Origin of the sequence: Marinomonas ushuaiensis DSM 15871, from assembly GCF_000521805.1 — a bacterium.
Lineage (GTDB): Bacteria > Pseudomonadota > Gammaproteobacteria > Pseudomonadales > Marinomonadaceae > Marinomonas > Marinomonas ushuaiensis.
The window spans coordinates 192,124-211,575 of record NZ_JAMB01000001.1; the positions used below are offsets into that span (position 1 = coordinate 192,124).

At 41.6% G+C, this 19,452-nt stretch carries 20 protein-coding genes; 9 read left to right on the forward strand and 11 right to left on the reverse strand.

Annotated elements, in window-relative coordinates:
• Positions 1–116: 116 nt before the first annotated feature.
• Positions 117–1,778 (reverse strand): FAD-binding oxidoreductase, encoded by a 1,662-nt coding sequence (locus MUS1_RS00825; RefSeq protein WP_051436024.1) that lies wholly within the window; start codon positions 1,776–1,778, stop codon positions 117–119.
• A gap of 11 nt (positions 1,779–1,789) precedes the next feature.
• Entirely contained in the window at positions 1,790–2,185 is a 396-nt protein-coding gene (locus MUS1_RS00830; RefSeq protein ID WP_036157762.1) for a VOC family protein, read from the reverse strand.
• A gap of 109 nt (positions 2,186–2,294) precedes the next feature.
• On the opposite strand from MUS1_RS00830, the gene MUS1_RS15595 reads away from it, so the two are divergent.
• Entirely contained in the window at positions 2,295–2,873 is a 579-nt protein-coding gene (locus MUS1_RS15595) for a CGNR zinc finger domain-containing protein (RefSeq protein WP_051436025.1), read from the forward strand.
• A 119-nt stretch (positions 2,874–2,992) separates the two neighbouring features.
• Here MUS1_RS15595 and gmhB read toward each other — a convergent pair whose 3' ends face one another.
• The 7 genes from gmhB to def form a co-directional block, all read right to left on the reverse strand.
• Positions 2,993–3,550: a D-glycero-beta-D-manno-heptose 1,7-bisphosphate 7-phosphatase gene (gene gmhB / locus MUS1_RS00840; protein WP_036157764.1), complete on the reverse strand. Its 558-nt coding sequence runs from the start codon at positions 3,548–3,550 to the stop codon at positions 2,993–2,995.
• A 53-nt stretch (positions 3,551–3,603) separates the two neighbouring features.
• Positions 3,604–4,074, reverse strand: a complete 471-nt coding sequence (gene ybaK, locus MUS1_RS00845) for a Cys-tRNA(Pro) deacylase (protein ID WP_036157769.1) — start codon at positions 4,072–4,074, stop codon at positions 3,604–3,606.
• A 15-nt stretch (positions 4,075–4,089) separates the two neighbouring features.
• Complete coding sequence (locus MUS1_RS00850) at positions 4,090–5,538, reverse strand: TrkH family potassium uptake protein (protein WP_036157771.1); 1,449 nt, start codon at positions 5,536–5,538, stop codon at positions 4,090–4,092.
• A gap of 75 nt (positions 5,539–5,613) precedes the next feature.
• Positions 5,614–6,987 carry a Trk system potassium transporter TrkA gene (gene trkA, locus MUS1_RS00855; RefSeq protein ID WP_036157772.1) on the reverse strand — a complete coding sequence of 458 codons (1,374 nt, stop codon included), beginning with the start codon at positions 6,985–6,987 and terminating at the stop codon, positions 5,614–5,616.
• A 350-nt stretch (positions 6,988–7,337) separates the two neighbouring features.
• Positions 7,338–8,687, reverse strand: coding sequence for a 16S rRNA (cytosine(967)-C(5))-methyltransferase RsmB (gene rsmB / locus MUS1_RS00860; RefSeq protein WP_036157774.1), 1,350 nt, complete (start codon positions 8,685–8,687; stop codon positions 7,338–7,340).
• Positions 8,687–9,697, reverse strand: a complete 1,011-nt coding sequence (gene fmt / locus MUS1_RS00865; RefSeq protein WP_036157776.1) for a methionyl-tRNA formyltransferase — start codon at positions 9,695–9,697, stop codon at positions 8,687–8,689. The genes rsmB and fmt overlap by 1 nt, the downstream gene beginning before the upstream one ends.
• A gap of 113 nt (positions 9,698–9,810) precedes the next feature.
• Positions 9,811–10,326 (reverse strand): peptide deformylase, encoded by a 516-nt coding sequence (def, locus tag MUS1_RS00870; protein ID WP_036159029.1) that lies wholly within the window; start codon positions 10,324–10,326, stop codon positions 9,811–9,813.
• A 268-nt stretch (positions 10,327–10,594) separates the two neighbouring features.
• On the opposite strand from def, the gene dprA reads away from it, so the two are divergent.
• Positions 10,595–11,926 carry a DNA-processing protein DprA gene (dprA, locus tag MUS1_RS00875; RefSeq protein ID WP_036157778.1) on the forward strand — a complete coding sequence of 444 codons (1,332 nt, stop codon included), beginning with the start codon at positions 10,595–10,597 and terminating at the stop codon, positions 11,924–11,926.
• A gap of 37 nt (positions 11,927–11,963) precedes the next feature.
• Here dprA and MUS1_RS00880 read toward each other — a convergent pair whose 3' ends face one another.
• Positions 11,964–12,383: an RNA-binding S4 domain-containing protein gene (locus MUS1_RS00880; protein ID WP_036157780.1), complete on the reverse strand. Its 420-nt coding sequence runs from the start codon at positions 12,381–12,383 to the stop codon at positions 11,964–11,966.
• A gap of 61 nt (positions 12,384–12,444) precedes the next feature.
• On the opposite strand from MUS1_RS00880, the gene cysQ reads away from it, so the two are divergent.
• The 7 genes from cysQ to MUS1_RS00910 all read left to right on the forward strand — a co-directional run bounded on the left by cysQ (position 12,445) and on the right by MUS1_RS00910 (position 18,201).
• The gene (gene cysQ / locus MUS1_RS00885) at positions 12,445–13,293 is read left to right on the forward strand and encodes a 3'(2'),5'-bisphosphate nucleotidase CysQ (protein WP_036157782.1); all 849 of its coding nucleotides are present in this window, start codon (positions 12,445–12,447) and stop codon (positions 13,291–13,293) included.
• Between the two features lie 156 nt (positions 13,294–13,449).
• Complete coding sequence (locus MUS1_RS15790; protein ID WP_245595725.1) at positions 13,450–13,557, forward strand: hypothetical protein; 108 nt, start codon at positions 13,450–13,452, stop codon at positions 13,555–13,557.
• Positions 13,558–13,590: 33 nt separating this feature from the next.
• A complete protein-coding gene (locus tag MUS1_RS00890; RefSeq protein ID WP_084035508.1) occupies positions 13,591–13,944 on the forward strand; it encodes a hypothetical protein in 354 nt (117 codons plus the stop codon).
• 326 nt (positions 13,945–14,270) lie between these two features.
• Positions 14,271–15,227, forward strand: coding sequence for a lauroyl-Kdo(2)-lipid IV(A) myristoyltransferase (lpxM, locus tag MUS1_RS00895; RefSeq protein WP_036157784.1), 957 nt, complete (start codon positions 14,271–14,273; stop codon positions 15,225–15,227).
• A gap of 37 nt (positions 15,228–15,264) precedes the next feature.
• Positions 15,265–16,188, forward strand: a complete 924-nt coding sequence (gene hemF, locus MUS1_RS00900; RefSeq protein WP_036157793.1) for an oxygen-dependent coproporphyrinogen oxidase — start codon at positions 15,265–15,267, stop codon at positions 16,186–16,188.
• Positions 16,189–16,219: 31 nt separating this feature from the next.
• Positions 16,220–17,029, forward strand: coding sequence for a shikimate dehydrogenase (gene aroE / locus MUS1_RS00905; protein WP_036157812.1), 810 nt, complete (start codon positions 16,220–16,222; stop codon positions 17,027–17,029).
• 2 nt (positions 17,030–17,031) lie between these two features.
• Positions 17,032–18,201 carry a GNAT family N-acetyltransferase gene (locus MUS1_RS00910; protein WP_036157814.1) on the forward strand — a complete coding sequence of 390 codons (1,170 nt, stop codon included), beginning with the start codon at positions 17,032–17,034 and terminating at the stop codon, positions 18,199–18,201.
• Positions 18,202–18,248: 47 nt separating this feature from the next.
• On the opposite strand, the gene hmpA is transcribed toward MUS1_RS00910, so the two are convergent.
• Complete coding sequence (gene hmpA / locus MUS1_RS00915) at positions 18,249–19,439, reverse strand: NO-inducible flavohemoprotein (protein WP_036157817.1); 1,191 nt, start codon at positions 19,437–19,439, stop codon at positions 18,249–18,251.
• Between the last annotated feature and the right edge of the window lie 13 nt (positions 19,440–19,452).

Genomic DNA, 19,452 nt, shown 5'->3' on the forward strand with positions numbered 1-19,452 from the left:
ACTATACGCATCACCTATGACACTTATATGACAAGATCTTTAAACTGTCATCGAATAGAAATGAAAAAACGGCTGTTCCTTACCAACCGTATAGAAAAACTAATGTTTTGAAAGACTTAAAAGCTCTCATAATATATCGCAGAGCGTTTTACGCCTAGAATCTCTAGCTGTGAGGTTATGTTATTGAGGAAACTTGTTGGGCCACAAAGGTAAAAGTCCGCATTTAGGTCTGGCACATGTTGTTGGATAAGCGCTCCGTCTATTCGCCCTTTTCTATCGTAATCTTTTCCTATCATGTCTTGTTCATTTGGCTGGCTAAAAACAACATCAAGGTGAAGCGTTTCATGTTGTTTTTGCAGTGTTTTAATGTCACCTAATAGAGGTGCATTCTTGCCATTACGAGCGGCATAAAGAAAATGCACGAGCAATGACTTTTGTGTCTGAGTTAGAGAGTGCAACATACTCACCAATGGTGTCACACCAATGCCTGCACTGATTAACACAATGGGTCTTGTTGCGTATTTTAGAGTGAAATCGCCGCTTGGCTTCTTGGCTTGAATGACATCGCCTACTTGAATAGCGTCGTGTAGATGTTGTGAACCTATGCCTTTGTCTTCTCGTTTCACACTGATCCGATAATGATCATCCATCGGTGAGTTAGAGAGCGAGTAAGTGCGTTCAACAGGTGGCTTTCCCTCGGACAGAGGCAACTGTATGGGTAAATGTTGGCCAGCATAAAAGCGAGACAATGCTTCTGTGCTTTTTAGGTCGGCAGGAACAAATTCAAATGAGGTAACAGTGTCACTCTCGATTGTTTTTTTGGTAACACGTAAACCACCTTTGATGCTGTTTGGCGAACTCCAGCGCAAAGGCAGTACCGCGTTCAATTGCACCACTTCGTCTATCTCAATGTTTAAGAGCCGATGCGCGCCAGGGTGTTCTTGAATCTTGTCTGAATCCCAATCAATGTCCACCCGCCCCGTTATTTGCAGCATATTACCTTTTTCAAAGTCCAGAAACAGTAAACCAACTAAAGGGCTGAGTATTAAGTTGCCTATGGTGTTGAAAAAATTATTGCCAGAATAATCGGGAAGTACCAATTGACGCTCATTGAGCACCTTCATAAAACCGGGTGAACCGCCTCGGTGAGAAGCGTCCATCCCATTGGATCTGTGCTCACCCTCTTCTTTGTAGCCGCTGCCGATAAATAAAGTATCGGCGGACGAAATCCACTTTTGCATGGATTCAGTTAATTTACTGTGGCGCGTTGAACTCATGTCTTTAGGGTTGGTTTTCGTATACTGCCAAACACGTTCCGAAATATATTGAGGGCAATTACCAAAGGACTGTGACACTTCAAACGTGATGCCTTGACCGTCATTTTTCGCTATCGATCCTGTTGCTCTGTTACGGCGACGATTACTCAGTTCAATACCGATTAACCCAATATCAGCCCCTTCAATAAAAGCGTCTTCTAGAGCATCGCCCTGTATTGGTTGAGTGGCGAAATGCAGTGTTTTGTCATCAGGGAAATGCATAAAACCCTGTTCACCAGTTAATAAGGTCACCCAAGGTTTGCCCATTTTGTCTGTGGCAGACACAACCGCAAAAGGTAGCTCGCTGAAAAACAGCCGATGTTGTTCAATAAAAAATGGACGGATCGCTTTGGCTCCCCAATGCGCCATCTCTTCATGCATACCGACATGTTTCTGTGCCTGAATTTCGCCTTTGTGGAAAGCTGAAGGCGTAGTATTGATATTAGTATTGGGGAACGTCATAAAGCATTCCTTTATAACTTGATTAGCTCAAGGCGAAGGTTGCCAGGAATACGGCACATCATATGCTCAATACCACTGTTGCTTAATGCTTCTGGTGCGAATTCAATGGTGACGTCATCACGTGCCAACAGCTGTTCGTGCAGTGTTGCTAATTCTGTCTTCTCTGCAACGCGCAAAGCAAAATGGTGTAAACCAAGATTGGTTTTACGATCGAATGGGGTTGCTGTTGCTGGATTTTCTACTTGCCAAAGTGTCAGCATGATAGTGCCATCGCTCACAAAAATAGCTGGATAAGTTGGCACTTCATTTACTTGTTTAAAGCCTAGCGCTTCGATGAAAAACGCACTTGCTGCTTTTACATCAGAAACGGTAAGTCCAAGATGATGTATGCCTTGAGTATTAGCCATGGTTTGTTCCTTATTAATAATTTTATTATAACCTCTAAAGATAGTTTTAAAGGTTAGTCTGTGTGCGGTTTATAACCTTTCCTGTTATAACCTGTAAAGGTGTTTTATAATGGTTACTATGAAAAATCATAAAAGATCCTTTATCCATGTGGGCAATCATCTCGCCATGGACCTGATAAATACTCAGTTTGCATGCCATGGTGAGACGGTTGATCTATTGGCTAGTTTTGACGACGTTCACCAATGGGCGACTGAGGCAGGCATTACATTAACAACCAGTCATGATGATGCAGACATAGAATCTGTCTGGTTGCTAAGAGAAGCAATAAAAACGCTGATGACAAATCAAAGTGACCAGCAAGCGCTTTCTGAAGACGCAATAGATGTTGTAAATAAGTATTTGTGTCATGCACCGATGCAGAAAAGGTTAGAGACTGTTGATGAAGGCGTGTCTTTGCGGCCTTTGTATCAAACGTTGACGCTGGATCAATTACTTGGAAAAATCGCCAACGAAGCGGCTGAGTTACTTACCTCACCACAAAACCAACAGATCAAATCTTGTTCGAATGAGAAATGTATCCTGATGTTTCTAGACACATCTCGTGGGAAGAAACGTCGATGGTGCAGCATGGAGCACTGCGGAAACCGAGCCAAAGCAGCGAACTTTTATCATGCCAATAAAGATTAACTTTTGATACTTGTGCAATAAGGCCATCTGTAAATTTGAATCGTTTTTAAGTAGATACATAGGTAGTAAATACTTACAAACTTTTTTATGTTCTTACGCAAATACTTATAAGTCTCGATTTATGAGTATTTGAATAAGGTCGCAATACAAAATGCTGATAAATCTGTATAAACGGTAAACGGGAAATCTATTTTCTTATATTGAGTCTCACGGCCTTTCCCAGTTAATACTAATACCGGTGCACATCCTCGCGCTTCGCCTGCCTGAAGATCTCTAAGAGAGTCTCCAACCATAATCGCTGGGTGTTCTTGGAAAGATAAACCAAGCTGCGCCTCAATCGCTTCAATCATCCCACTTTTGGGTTTACGGCAAGTGCAATTGTCGTCTGGACCATGGGGGCAATATTGTATTCCTGAAATATGGCCACCCTCTTCTTTTACTAAACTAATCATTTTGTCGTGCATGGTTTGAAGTGTTGCTTCGTCATAATAACCACGAGCAATACCTGATTGATTGGTAACAACAAACACTTTAAAGCCTGCTTTCGACAAAGCGGCAATTGATTTGATACTACCTGGCAAGGGTAGCCATTCTTCAACTGACTTAACGTATTGATCCGAGTCTTGGTTGATAACGCCGTCTCGGTCTAACAGAATAATGGGTTTAATTTGTGCCATTTGAAAATTACCTTGCCAAAAATATGAATGGATTGAATGAGGTTCTTTAGAGATTAATTCTCACCAATATCAGCGAATATTGTGTTGCGGCAAACAAGGCTCAGGTGATTTGGGGACAAGCCAATATCCAATCCCCTTTGTCCGCCGCTAACATAGATTTTGTTGATGCCTTTTGCACTTTGATCGATACAAGTGATAAGGCTTTTCTTCTGTCCAATAGGGCTAATGCCACCCACCAAATAACCGGTTAAACGCTCTGCTTCTTTGATGTCTGCCATGCGTAGTTTTTTCACATTGAAAGCACTGGCGGCACGTTTCAAATTTAGTGTGCCAATAACTGGAACAATGGCGACAAAAAATTGTTTGTCATCACTTACTAGCAAGGTTTTAAAGACACAGGCTGGATCGAGGCCAAGTTTTTGTGCTGCTTCTTCGCCAAAATTGGTGCAATTATGGTCGTGCTCATATTCATGAATACTAAATGAAATTTTTTGTTTCTTTAATAGATTGATAGCAGGCGTCACGTTTGATCTTCCCTTTTATCGTTGCCAAAACATAGGTGTAAATAAAACCAACAAAGTAAATACTTCCAAACGGCCAAGCAACATAGAGAAACACAACATCCATTTTGCTGGGTCGCCAATACTAGCGAAACTTGAGGATACTTCGCCCAAACCTGGGCCAAGGTTATTTAATGTGGCGGCAACAGCAGACCAAGCAGTAACTTGATCCAAACCTGTTGCCATCAAGCCAATCATCAATACGATATAAACCAACAAGTAAGCCGAGAAGAATCCCCATACGGCAGAGACCACTCTTTCTTGAATGGCTTTGCCACCAACTTTGACGGGAATGACTGCATTAGGATGTATCAAACGTTGTATCTCTCGGAGACCTTGCTTAAGGATCAATAAGATACGAATTACCTTCATACCGCCACCGGTTGAGCTTGCACAACCACCAACGAAAGACGTGACGATCAATAAGAAAGGTAAGAAATGTGGCCAGTTCGAAAAGTTCGAGGTGCTAAACCCCGATGTCGTTGCAATCGAAACGCCTTCGAATACCGCATAGCGTAAAGACGTACTCCAATCAAATGTTGATGTCATTGCTAAAACGAGAGTCGATAACAATACCGTACTTGATAAGATCAATAAAAAGAAACGGGCTTCAGGGTCTTTAAAGTAATGCCAAATACTTTTGTGTCTCCAAGCGAAGAAATGCAAAGCGAAGTTGAAAGCGGAAACGATCATAAAGAAGACACATATCAATTCAATTGCCACACTATTGAAATAACCAATACTCTCATCGTGGGTTGAGAAACCACCAATGGCAACCGTCGAGAAGCTGTGACAAATAGCATCGAATAAAGACATGCCTGCTATCCAATATCCTAAAGCACACACACTGGTTAATGTCGCATAAATGTACCAAAGCGCTTTTGCGGTCTCCGCTATACGTGGTGTGAGCTTGGTGTCTTTTACTGGGCCTGGTGTTTCTGCTCGATAAAGCTGCATACCACCGATACCTAACATCGGCATGATTGCCACGGCCAAAACGATGATACCCATACCGCCTAACCAGGTAATCCACTGACGATAAAACAAGATGGATTTCGGTAAGTCATCAATCCCAGTAAGAATGGTCGCCCCTGTGGTTGTGAACCCTGACATGGATTCAAACAAAGAGTCAGTAAAGGAAAGGTCTGGGTTTTCAGATAGGAAAAAAGGCACTGAACCAAAAAGGCCAAGTACCGTCCAGAAAAGAACGGTAACTAAGAATCCGTCACGAATTTTTAGCTCTCCGCGTGCGTTTCTAACAGGAAACCAAAGAAGAAAACCGCCTAATAAATTGACCAATAACGCATAAAGAAATGCATCAAGCGCACCGTCATTGTAAATCAGAGAAACAATAATGGGTGGAATCAGCGAGATACTGAAGACCATTACCAATAAACCAATGACGCGAGTAATGACACTAAAATGCATACTTTCTTCCTAGAGCTCGATAAGAATCTTATATCGAGCGTCCGTTAAAATTTCAAAGCGTGTTTAAAAAAATTCTTAAAAGAAGGTCAAACCTACTTGAAAGAGTTGTTCCACTGCGGGTATTTGTTTCTTGTTCGTTACGAAAAGAATGACGTGATCTTCTGCTTGAATAACCAACTCGCTGGTGGCAATAATTAAATCGTCTTCTCGAACAATCGCACCAATCGTTGCACCTTCTGGCAGGTTCAAATTTGCGATACTTCGACCAACCACTTTAGAAGATCGATAATCACCATGAGCGACAGCTTCTAGTGCTTCTGCTGCACCTTTACGCATGGAGTGAACGTTCACAACATCACCACGGCGAATATAACTTAGGAGTGAGCTAATGGTGGTTTGTTGAGGTGAGATGGCAATGTCGATCATGCCTTCTTGAACGATATCTACATAAGCCGGATTATTGATAATGGTCATAACCGTTCTAACACCCAGAACTTTTGCCAGCATTGAAGACATGATATTGGCTTCATCGTTGTTGGTCAGTGCACAAAACACGTCAGTTGATTCTATATTTTCTTCAAGCAACAATTCCTGCTTAGAAGCATCACCATGCAAAACAATGGTGTTATCCAGCGTTTCTGATAAATAACGACAGCGTTCTGGATCTCGTTCAATAATTTTAACTCGGTATTCTTTTTCTAGACTCTGTGCAAGGCGTTCGCCAATGTTACCGCCACCGGCAATAATGATGCGACGATAAGGTATATCAAGTGGACGCAGTTCACTCATTACATCTAATACGTCTCGCTGAGCGGTTAGGAAGAAGACTTCATCGTTGGCGCGAATGTAAGTATTGCCGTCAGGGGAAATGGATTTACCATCTCGATAAATCGCGGCAATACGAGTTTGAATGGAAGGCATGTGTTCTTTCAAAAAACTAATCTGCTGGTCGATTAGTGGTCCACCCTTTTCTGCCTTCACTACAACCAGTTGTACTTTACCTTCGGCAAATTCCATAACTTGCAATGCACCAGGGTAACGAATTAATCGACTTAAATGTTTTGTGACTTCTTTTTCAGGACTGATGCGGACATCCATAGGAAGTGCTTGGTCACAGAATAATTCAGGATACTTCGAATAAGCGCTGGTACGAATACGGCCAATTTTAGTTGGTGTTTTAAACAAAGTATGAGCAACCTGACAGGCAATCATATTTGTTTCGTCTTGGTTGCTCACAGCAATAAGCATGTCAGCGTCATTTCCACCAGCTTGTTCAAGAATATCTGGGTGTGAACCATTGCCTTGAACGGTTTGGATGTCTAGCCTGTCTTGAAGTTCTCTAAGGCGATCTAAATCTTTATCGATGACTGTTATGTCGTTATCTTCACTTGCTAGATTTTCCGCAAGAGTGGCGCCAACTTGGCCCGCACCTATAATAATGATTTTCATATTCTGCCTTAGAGTCAGATGTATTTTAGACTCTGCGTTTAATGTTCGGGTTTATTGCTTTATCTAGGCCATTGTGGCCAATGAAATAGCATCACAAGACTTTTAATTTAATAGGTTAAGTTTAACCACATAAGCACAATTATTTAACTTGATCTTGGAAAATACTCATATTTATTTTCACACTCTTTGTATTGGCTTCTGTTCTTAGTACTTATTATCACCTCTCTTTTTCTCTTGTTACTTTTTAAGTAGAGATGTCGGATAGAGAAGACTGTAAATACCAGGCAAAAAAATACCCAGTCAACTGTGTTCCATGTGAAACAATTGACTGGGTTTAGTTAACGATCTTTTTAGGCGCTTATTTTTTGTAGTAAGCAATAATAGAAACCATCATGACCTTCTAAGCTTGGGAAAAGCTGGCGACCATGACTTACCGGAATCCCCCACTCTATTGATAAATCTTCATTAATAGTATTTAAAGGAACTTCATTAGCGTCTAGTTGGCTTTCTAAAAACTGATGTATTTGTTGTTCGTTTTCTTCTGGCATCAAAGAGCAAGTTACATAAAGCAAGAAACCATTTGGCTTAAGTGTTTTCCAAACCTGATTCACTATCTCTCGTTGAATTTCAACAAGCTCATTAATATCGGCTGGCTTGCGATTGATCTTAATGTCTGGATTTCTGCGAATAACACCTGTCGCAGAACAAGGTACGTCTAATAGAATCTTGTCAAACTGTTCCCCTTCCCACCAAGCATCTAAGTCTCCTGCGTCAGCACAAATTAGATGGGCTGAGTAACCTAAACGTTCAAGGTTGGACTCAATTTTTTCCATGCGCCAAGGCTCTAATTCAACCGCAGTTAGTTCAATGTCTTTTGCTACTTCTAAAAGGTGCCCTGTTTTACCACCTGGCGCTGCGCAAGCATCAAGTACTTTCTCTCCTGATTTAGGCAAAAGAATATGTGCAGACAGCTGAGCCGCTTCATCTTGAACGCTTGAAAAACCTTCCTCGAAGTTTGGTAACTCACTTACTCGAACCGCATTTCTTAGGTATAACGCAGAGGGTGAGAACTCACCTGCATTTGACTTTATACCTAATTCTGACAATTGCGTTTGATATGTTTCACGTGAAACCGCACTCTCATTCACACGAATACACATAGGAGGATGTGTATTGCTGGCTTCGATTATTTCTTCAAGCTGATCAGGCCAATGCTTATTGAAACGTTTTACTAACCATTTCGGCTGGTTGTATTCAACCGAAGGCATAGATTCCAAACTCGCTATGATCTCATCGCCTTCTCGTTGATAACGACGTAAGACTGCATTCATGAGTTTTGTTGCCCAATCTTTATTGAGTAATCGACAAGCTTCAACAGACTCATTTACGGCAGCATGGTCTGGTGTGTTCATATAACTAAGCTGGTAAAGGCCCAAAAGCAAGGTCGCGTATAAATCTGTATCCTTTTCTTCAAAAGGATGTGATAACAAACTTAAAGCAACACTGTTTAATTTCGGGTACTGGCGGCATACGCCAAAGCATAATTCTTTAAGTAGTGGAATGTGTTCGCTTGCTACATCGGTTTGGTGACGGGCAAGTTGTGTACTCAAAGAGCCTTGCTGAAGTAAGATATTAGCAATGATTTCAATCGCGACTTGGCGAGCACTGTGTTGTATTGACGTTGTATCTGATGGTTTCATTATGATGCCTGCTCACTTTTATTTTCACTTTCATTTTCGCTAACACCAAGACGTTGACCAATTTTCAGAGCCGACTTGTGTTTGCCATTTAGTGCATCCTGAACTTTCATACGTTTGCCACCAGCAAATTGAATATCCGTAATAAGAATGGAGCCTTGCCCTGTTGCTACAACAATGCCGTCTTTGTTTACTACAATGATTTCTCCAGGTGAGGTTGATTCATCACTCACGCTAGATAGCCCAATCGCATGAATTTTCATCACACCAGAAAGGCTGTTTGTATAGGATCCAGGCCAAGGTGATAAGCCCCTTATCTGTTTCTCAATTTCTACTGCAGACTTAGACCAATTAACTTCACCTTCCAACTTCGTTAGTTTAGCCGCATAACAGGTTTGGCTTTCGTCTTGCTCTTCTGGAGTTAATGTTCCTTCTTTCAAATACTCTAATGATTCGATTAAAGCTTCGCCTCCAATAGTGGCTAGACGATCGTGAAGTGTTGCGAAAGTGTCGGTTGGTGTTATGTCGCATTGATGCTTTAACAGCATATCACCTGTATCTAAACCAACGTCCATTTGCATGATGGTAATACCCGTTTCTAAATCCCCAGCGATTAGCGCCCTGTTGATAGGTGCGGCACCACGCCAACGCGGTAACAAGGACGCATGAACATTGATACAACCAAGTTTAGGTGTGTCCAACACAACCTTTGGCAAAATGATTCCATACGCCGCCACAACCATTAGATCCGCATTTAGTTCAGCAAGTTGTGCTTTGTCTTCTTCTTGTTTGAAATTTAATGGTTGAAAGACAGGAATGTCATTGGCGATGGCAAGTTGTTTTACTGGACTTTGTACAAGCTTTTGACCGCGCCCTGCTGGACGGTCTGGCTGAGTATAAACGCCTACAATGTCGTAATGGTTGATAGATTGTTTCTCAATAATAGCTTGTAAGCTAGCGGCGGCGAATTCTGGTGTTCCCGCAAAAACGATGCGAAGTGGTGATGTTTGCATAGTGTTTCCTTAACAAAAAATCAGGCCAAAGCCTGATTTTAAAATATATATATTGTCGGTCTAAGAATAACGACTTAAAAGCAATGATCTAGAATTAGAAGGTTATAAAAATTTTAACCTTGTTTTAGAGCAAGCTTGTGAGCTTTCTCTAACTTACTTTTAATTCGGTTACGCTTGAGTGGGGATATATAATCCACCATGAGTTTGCCATCAAGATGATCTACTTCATGCTGAACGCAAACAGCCATCAACTCATCAACTTCTAACTCGAATGGTTTACCGTGGCGATCTAGTGCCTTTACTCTTACCTTGGCAGCACGATAGATGTGCTCGTAAAAACCAGGTACAGATAAACAACCTTCTTGAAACTCATTCGCTTCATCGTCTAAAATTTCAAACTCTGGGTTGATGAAAACAATGGGTTCGTTACGCTCTTCAGAAAAATCCATTACCACTAGGCGATGATGATAATCCACTTGAGTCGCGGCTAATCCCAAACCATTTTCGTCATACATGGTGTCTAGCATGTCATCGATTTGAGTTTGTAGCTCATCCGTAAACTCACTGATTGGCTTCGCAACCTTGCGTAAGCGTTTGTCTGGGTATTCAAGTACAGTTAAAACAGCCATGATCTTTTCCAACGATGTGTCTTTGTTCATGAGTGGAGACGATCTCTCCTACTCTTTTCATTACTCTATTGTAACGCAACTCTGCCTTTTGAGCAGTCCTCTCATGGCGGTTTTTTGTGCAATATGATTGAATAGGTTTATAGCCAAAACCTATTTGTGTTTGGTTAGAATGTTTTAGGCAAGGAATGCCTGAGTTTATCTCTTAAATAAAAACGGTTTGGTGATAAGTTGTCTACCGTTGAGTGAATTGCAAGGAAGCAGTTTCGTTATGAATAAATCTTATTTAGCCGGTTTAACAAAAAGTGATTGGTTGTGCCTTAGTTTCTTAGATGGCATTGGGCCAGCACGACTTTCTCGTCTCTATACTTATCTTAATCAACTCCAGCTGAACCCATCGGATGATGAGTCAGACGCTTTAGACCTCTTTGAAATAAACAAATTTGAAGAAAGCGAAGGCGTTGGCTACGGTTTGTCTTACGAATTATTAAGGACCTTAAAATGGCCTGAAATAACCGCTCGACAAGCCATGGATTATTTATCTAATGGGACACTAACTGAAGAACAAAAGATAAAGCGAGATAACACCTTAGTTTGGTTAGACGAAGATCATCACCATTTGGTACTTCAAGAAGAGGAAGACTATCCAGACGACTTAAAAGAAATCAGCGTTGCTCCAGCATTTTTGTATTTGGAAGGAAGTCGAGATGCTCTCATGCTTCCTAAAATTGGCATAGTAGGCGCAAGAAAATGCACTCGCTATGGGCGTGATGCAACCTTTCAGTTTGCTAAAAAATTATCCGATCGTGGTGTTTGTGTGGTGAGCGGTGGCGCAATGGGAATTGACACGGCCGCTCATCAAGGTGCTCTAGAAAGTCAAATTACACCGACGTTAGTCATCATGGGAACCGGGCTTCTGCATCGTTATCCTACTCATAATACGGCTCTTTTTGAGCAAGTTTTAGAACAAGGTGGTGCGTTAATTAGTGAATACCCACTAACCATAAGTCCTAAACCACACCTCTTTCCACCTCGTAATCGAATCATCAGTGGCTTAAGTATGGGAATCCTCGTTTCAGAAGCGTCAATCAAAAGTGGTTCTCTGATCAGTGCGAGTTATGCCGTACAACAAAACCGAGAAGTGTTTACTCTGCCAGGTCGTTTGTCTGATCCGCAATCAGAAGGCTGCCATGAATTGCTTCGACAAGGCGCGACCTTAGTTCGTCATGTGGATGATATTTTGGCTGAATGTGTGTCTCTTTCTCATTCTCATATCGCTAAGTTACCTAAACATTCGCTTGCTGATAAAAAGCGGGTTGATAAAAAATCAGTTGGTAAAAGAGAGAAGTACAAAAAGCCTGTAACAAACCAGATAGAGATCACTTCTGTTTCGAGCTTATCCTCTCTTAATGAAATTCCTAGTTCGCTTTCAGCAGAAGCAAGAGTCATTGCAAAGCTGCTGGAAAAGGAATCATACGCGATGGACTTTGATTCATTGATTCGCCATACAAAAATGAATGCAGGAATCATGATGCAGGTGCTAATGGAGTTGGAGTTATCGGGTTGTGTTGAAAACCGTGAAGGTCTTTATAACCGATGTTGAGTTTATACTTTAATCAACATCGGTAATTTAAAGGAAGCTAATCTACATCGCTAAAGATGTCTTTTTTAAGCTGTTTAATATCGCGTCGCTCTTTTTTGTTGGGTTTATGGTCTGCCATAATACGGCCACCGTAAGATTTATTTTCTAGTGCGCGGCGTTCACGTTTCTCGACAGACTCTGGGGTTTCTTCATATAGTAACTGAGCTTCTGGCGCACCACGGCGTTGAGCGCTGATGGCTTTGATCTCAACAACCTTTTCATCCCAGCCTGCTCGTATACCAATTAAGGCTCCTATTTCCACATTACGGCTCGATTTACCCTTGCTGCCATTGTAGGAAACCTTGCCGCCATCGATCGCATCCTTACAAAGTGAACGAGTTTTGTAAAATCGTGCGGCCCAAAGCCACTTATCTAAACGAACGGCTTGTGGTGTAGACTGCTTTTCTGCTTTACTCATAAGTCTGTTTTACTCATCAAAAATACGTTGACTCTATTTTGTTGTCATATTTGAGGCTGTCATGAAGGACGTTAATACACACCCTACTTTCCAAGCTCTTCAAAAAATAATACACGATGCCGCCGATGTGATCATGGATATTTATCAACGCTCAGATTTGGGCATTGAGCAAAAGTCTGATGACAGTCCGGTTACCGCTGCTGACCTTGCTGCGCACAAGGTTATATTAGCAGGCTTGCAGTTACTTACACCCGATATTCCTGTTCTTTCAGAAGAGAGCTCTGAAGAAGGCGTAGTGTCATTTGAAGAACGCTCTCAATGGTCAATGTTGTGGGTTGTTGATCCGTTAGATGGTACAAAAGAATTTATTAAGCGTAATGGCGAGTTCAGCATCAATATTGCGCTTGTGGAAAACGGCGAAGCAATTGTTGGTATGGTGTATTTACCAACTACTACCGAGGGTTATTTCGGTGTCACTCGTTCATGGAAAGGTCTGCCTGTTTGTGCTATGAAATGGCAAGGTGATGAATATGAAAGTATTAAAATACGCGCGCCTCGAGATCCAATCATTGTGATGACAAGTCGAAGTCATGGCCCAGCATTACCGAAAGATCTAAAAGCGACATTGAAATTAACCTATGAACAAGTGCGAGAGCTACCAAAAGGAAGTTCTATAAAAGGATGTCGTATAGCGGAAGGCATTGCTGACTTGCATTTACGTCGAGGACCGACAAGTGAATGGGATACGGCTGCACAACAAGCGATAATCGAAGCCGCTGGAGGAATGCTAGTAACACCGACAGGAAAACCTTTTCGCTATAATCAGCGTAAAACTCTTCTCAATGGACACTTTTTTGTCTCTGGTCCTGAAATAGCGCCTACCGTGATCGACTGGTATAAAAAAGACTAAAGCGGTGACTTTAATCTTTATCGATCTGTAACCAATCAAATAGGGATAGGATTGATTTTCTGTTCCACGTGAAACGTGTAGGGATTACTTTGATTTATAAAACAAGCAAATAGCTAGGTTGGTTATGATCAACTCTTCTAATTAGTTTGTTACCTTCTGGGTTACGTAAATGCACATGCGACATCAACACCGGTTGGTGATCGTGGTGAGATAGGTGCGCTAAGGCAAATCTTCAAAAGCGAGGTGAGTTTTATACTTAAATAATGAGTTGATTACAGCTCGGTTTGGAGAAAGTTTTTGCCATATTTAGAACAGTTTATGCGGCAGTGGAAAGCCTATTTGTTAAGCGAGTTTGCGGTTTATGGGCTTGCTTATACTGAAACCGATAGTGGCGAGAATTCTGATATTAAAACGAATTCACTGCTTTATTTCGGTTGGTTGCGCAGGAAGTTTCAATCGACATATAACATGGATGAATCAAGAGATGATGTCGTTTGGATGATGCTAGAAAGGCAATTAAGAGAGCTCGCAAAGAAAGCTGAAAAAGGCAGCGCTAATTTAGTTTCTAAGATGCATTTTGATGAAAGGCAAATTCAGGTCATCCTCGATTTCAGTTACGATGATGAGCAACATATTATTTATGTAAGCTGATCTCACTTTTTACTTAAGGTGAGCAGTAAGATCAGCACATTCCAAATTAAACAGGTCTATTTAGCTTTTTTATTCGGTAAATCTGTAATGGTTCCAGGACATTACCAGATCCTCACAATGAAGCGCTAGATGCTAAACAGTTCAAGGTACCAATGACCCAAGTTTTTTTGATCGTGCTCTATCTGATTAGCGAACAGCTTATCGCTAAGTTGTTTATCTTAAAAATAAGCTCGTTATATAAGATTATTACTTCATTGGAATTGCTTCAATAAGGTACCATGATTACTTTCGATACCTAGATTCACTTATTAAATGAAACAAAATTTATGACTTCAACAGATAATAAATTACACAACCCTACTTTTAAATGGTCTTTTTTAGCCCCACGATTTTGGGGTACTTGGTTGTTAATACTTCTAGTGCTCGCTTTGGCTTATGTTCCTTTTCGTATACGAGATAAACTGGCGAAAAAACTTGTTCCTTTGATTATGAAGAAAAAGACAGGAGCGCTAAAACGTGCACGTATTAATCTTCAATATTGTTTTCCTGAAAAACCACTAGAAGAGAGGGAAATGATATTGCAGCATAGCTTAGAGACGGCAGCTCAGTTTTGTTTAGCGTACGGTGAATTATTTGTTCGTAGTGAAAAATACAAAAAGAGTCGAAATGAAATTATTGGTGGAGAGCATCTTTTTCCTCTTTTAGATAAGGGTGAAAATGTAATCACTCTTGTCCCTCATTGTTGGTCGATTGATTACACAGGTTCTTTGATTGCCTCTTTAGGCTATACCTTGACGACTATTATGAACCCCCATAAAGACCCTTTAATGGATTGGGTAATGCATGTTCAGCGCAATCAGTATGGCAATGGCGTTGTGTATCCAAGAAGTGCTGGTGTGAAGGCTTTCTTACAGTCGGTTAGAAAAGGTTGTGTTGGTTATTATCTACCAGATGAAGATCTAGGCCTAAAACACTCTGAGTTTGTTCCTTTCTTTGGAACAGAGAAAGCGACAATTAAAGGGTTGGGGAAATTAGCGAAACTGTCCAAGGCGCATATAGTTCCAATGTTTCAAGCTTACAATGCTAAATCTGGAAAGTATGAATTACACATATTTCCTGAATTAGAAAACTTCCCTACTGGTGATGATAGAGAGGATGCCATTTTAATGAATAAGGCATTAGAAGCTATGATCGAACCACACACAGAACAATATATGTGGATATTAAGTTTGTTACGCAGTCGTCCTGACGGCAGTAAAATATACAGTGAAGAAGTTCGTTAAGGTTACTATCCGCAATTTTTACTAAGGCTTTTTTATTATGTCTCATTCCTCAACATCGCCAAATCTTCAAGAGGTAAAACAATACCTTCTATCGCTGCAAGACCAAATTTGCGCCTCTTTAGAAAGCTTCGAGCCAGATATGCGTTTCAAAGAAGACGCATGGGATAGAGAAAACGGCGGCGGTGGTCGAACTCGTGTTATTGCTGGCGGTAAAGTGATCGAAAAAGGAGGAGTGAATTTTTCACACGTAATGGGCGATAAGCTCCCTCCTTCTGCAACAGTGGACCGCCCAGAATTAGCCGGTGGCCGTTTTGAAGCCATGGGTGTTTCACTCGTTATTCATCCTAATAACCCTTTTGCGCCGACGTCTCATGCTAACGTGCGTTTGTTTGTTGTTTATAAAGACGGCATGGAACCTGTTTGGTGGTTTGGTGGTGGTTTTGATCTGACACCTTATTATGGTTTTGAAGAAGACTGTATCCATTGGCATCAAGTATCGCGCGATGCGGTTGAGCCATTTGGCGAAGGTTATTATTCACGTTTTAAAAAATGGTGTGATGAATATTTTCACTTGAAACACCGTGGAGAACCGCGAGGCATTGGCGGTTTATTCTTTGATGATTTTAACGAAGGCAGTTTTGAAGATTGCTTCGCTATGATGCAATCTGTAGGCAACAGTTATACAAAAGCCTACACGCCGATTTTAGAACGCCGTAAAGATCTACCTTTCACCGAGCAACAGCGCGACTTTCAATTACATCGTCGTGGTCGCTATGTGGAATTTAATTTGGTCTTTGACCGTGGAACGCACTTTGGTTTACAGAGTGGTTTAGGTCGCACAGAATCGATTTTAATGTCATTGCCGCCAGAGGTTCGTTGGACATACGAATACCAAATCAAACCGGGTAGTGATGAAGCCAAATTGACGGATTATTACCTAACATCAAGAGATTGGTTGTAATCCTATAGACAATAAAAAAAGAGGATATGTTTTGGATCAATACGCCGTATTTGGAAACCCTATTGCTCACAGTAAATCGCCTGACATACACATGCATTTTGCTAAAGAAACTCAGCAAGGTATTAACTACATGCGAATTTTGGGCGACGATGTTGAATTTGAGAACCAAGTTCGAGCGTTTTTCGAGAAAGACGGAAAAGGTCTTAACGTAACATCGCCGTTTAAAGATCGAGCTTTTGCCATGTGTGATGTACTGAGCTCACGAGCTAAAAAAGCCGGTGCCGTCAATACCTTAATGATGGGTAAGAATGGCGAACTGTTTGGCGACACCACAGACGGTGTCGGCATGGTACGAGACATAGTTGAGACTCATCAACAAAGCTTAAAAGGCAAACGTATTCTGATTATTGGTGCGGGTGGTGCCGTCCAAGGTATTTTAGATAATGTTCTGGCAGAGAATCCATCCTCTGTAACCATTGCTAACCGCACGGTTGAAAAAGCTCAGGTCTTGGCTGAGAAGTTTGGTTGCCTTGCGTCTTCATTTGAAGCGTTAGAAGGTGCGTTTGATTTGATTATTAATGGCACTTCTGCGAGCCGTTCGAGTAGCTTACCGCCTTTAAAAGACGAATTAGCGAACGAGCGTACTTGGTGCTATGACATGACTTACGGAAAAGGCACCACTGTTTTTTTGCAATGGGCTATTGATCATGGTGCAACTGGTGCTGATGGTTTGGGTATGTTGGTTGGTCAAGCAGCGGAGTCTTTTTACATCTGGCGACAAGTTCGACCTGATATGGCGAGTTTACTGAACGCTATGCGCCAACAACTGGAAGAATCCTAAAAGTGAAAGCGCAGTGGTTTAATTCTGTTGATCAAATAGGCGAAGCCAAGTGGCAAGCGGCGATTGGTGAAACACGTTATCCTTTTGCGCAATTTGTCTTTCATAAGGCGCTTGAGCAAAGTCACAGTGTTGGTGATGGTACAGGTTGGTATCCAGAGTATCTATTTATCACAGATCAAGTTGAAAGCAGTGATGAAGACGTTCCTTTGGCAATTGCCCCAACCTATTTGAAAACCCATTCCCAAGGTGAATTTGTCTTTGATTGGTCATGGGCTGATGCTTATCAGCAACATGGTTTACGTTATTATCCTAAGCGAATTTGGGCGATTCCTTTTTCTCCTGTCACAGGGCCGCGGCTTTTTTCCCACCTTGACCCAACAGGCGACAATGCTGGCTTTTCTCATCTGTACCCAGCATTAGCCGAACTGATGACACAAGCAAACCAAGAACGAGGCTTTTCAAGCTGGCATTTGTTGTTTACCCAAGCAGAACACGCCGAATTATTCTTACCCAATAAAGACCTTTTGCATCGGATTTCTTGCCAGTTTCATTGGTTCAATCGCGACTATAAAAATATGGATAATTACTTCTCGTATTTTTCCAGCCGTAAGCGCAAGACCGCTCGGAAGGAACGAGAAAAAGTGGCAGCTCAAGGCGTGACCTTAATTCGAAAATTAGGCAGCGAGTTAAGTACAGAAGAGATCGATTTCTTCTATCTGTGTTATCAATCCACTTACGCGAAGCGCGGTCAGCAAGGCTATTTAACTCGTGAGTTTTTTGGCTTGTTAGCGGAAACCATGGGCGAACAGATTCTTTTAGTACAAGCTCATCGAGCTGGAGAACAAATCGCTGCATCTTGGTGTTTCTTCGACGATCACTCACTTTACGGTCGTTACTGGGGTTGTATGGAAGAAGTTGATAGCTTGCACTTCGAAGCCTGTTATTACCAGGGGATTGAGTTCTGCTTGGAAAAAGGGTTACAGCATTTTGATCCAGGCACTCAAGGGGAACACAAAATAGCGCGAGGTTTCGAACCTGTGTTTAGCCACAGTATTCATCAAATTGCTCATGAAGGATTTCGTGAGGCGATTGGACGTTTCTGTGAAGAAGAAGCGGAAGCAGTACGCGAATACCATCAAGATACTCGCGCACTTTTACCCTTTAAAGAATGACTTTTCAAACAAGACGTGTCATACAAAGAAGAGCCACGCAAAAGTAATTAAACGTCTTGGTGTGGTCCGAATAATTCGTAATGAATACGATCCGCTTGCACGCCTAGAGTTAATAGCTGTTGTTTGACAAACATCATGAAGCCCAGTGGTCCACATAAGTAAAATTCACCATCTGTAATAGGTAGATCATTTTTGATGGATTCTAGCGTCATGTTGCCTTCGTAAACGCCTTCTTCTGTTTTATTTGTCTTTTCATACCAAGTATGTACGCTCAACGGTAAAGACGTTTTTAGACCTTTCACATGATCTTTAAATGAATGTTGGCTCGGTACTGCGCAAGCATGTAAGTAGCTGATTGGTTGTGCGTAACCTTGTTTTGCGAACGTATCTAACATGGCTTGCATAGGTGTTAAACCCACACCACCAGAAATGAGGACAACAGGCTTTTGTTTGTCTTGGAAATAAAAGTCACCCGCTGGTGGCATTAATTGCACTTCATCACCCACATTAAGGTGATCGTGAAGATAATTAGACATAACGCCAGCAAGATCGCCATTGCCCTCACGTTTCACACTAATGCGATACGTTTCACCATTTGGCGCTGTAGACAAAGAGTATTGACGAATTTCTTCGTATTGATTGCCTTTAGGGTGCAGTTTTACACCTAAATATTGACCAGGAAGATAATCAATTACCACGTCTCCATCGACAGGAGCGAACACAAAACTGGTGACCAAGTCAGATTCTGGTGTTTTAGAAATCACTTTAAAGCGGCGGAAGTCTTTCCAGCCGCCAGTTTTTGCAGCACGCTCTTCATAAAGGTCCTTTTCTATCTTGATAAAGATATCAGCCAATTGTCCGTAAGCGGCCACCCAAGCCTCTTCTACGTCTTTGGTAAAAGCGTCAGGGGCTAATTCACGTAGAGTTTCAATCAAGTGATGACCAACGATATCGTATTGATCTGGTTTGATGTTAAAGCTGGTGTGTTTATGAGCGATACGCATTACGGCGCTCGTCAAAACTTCCAAGTTATCAATGTGTGTCGCATAGGCTGCAATCGCGTTAAACAAAGCCGCTGGTTGGCGTCCTGTTTTTTGATGTGTCATGTTGAATACGTCTTGTAACTCGGGGTTATGAGTAAACATACGCTTGTAGAAATATTCTGTAATAGCAGGTCCTGCAGAGGCTAATAATGGGATAGTGGCTTTTACAGTGTCGATATGTTGTTGGGATAACATGGCGCTTCCTTAG